1 protein-coding gene is annotated in these 264 nt (G+C 61.4%); it reads left to right on the top strand.

Annotation, left to right across the window (positions count from 1 at the left end; all coding sequences use genetic code 11):
• The coding region (locus AAEY80_RS14610) for a VOC family protein (RefSeq protein WP_350588601.1) at positions 1 to 264 on the top strand (264 nt) is incomplete at both ends.

Consider the following 264-nt stretch of genomic DNA (forward strand, 5'->3'; position numbering starts at 1 on the left):
GCCAAGAGCAGGGCGGCGGCTGGATGGGGTGGGCCGTCTCCGTCGACGATCTCGCTCCTTATGAGAAGCGCCTTGAGCGCCAGTCGGTGCCCGGTAAGCGTACTTTCCCCGACGGTCGTCACCTCGAATGGCGTCAAATCGGGATTAAGGGCCTGATGGCAGACCCGCAGTTACCCTTCTTCATCAAGTGGACTTCTCCGACCGAACTGTTGCCTTCCAGCCTGAGCGGCAACGTCACCCTGACCTCCGTCGAGATGTCCGGAT

Origin of the sequence: Psychrobacter sp. 78a-MNA-CIBAN-0178, from assembly GCF_040309625.1 — a bacterium.
Taxonomy (GTDB): Bacteria; Pseudomonadota; Gammaproteobacteria; order Pseudomonadales; family Moraxellaceae; genus Psychrobacter; species Psychrobacter okhotskensis.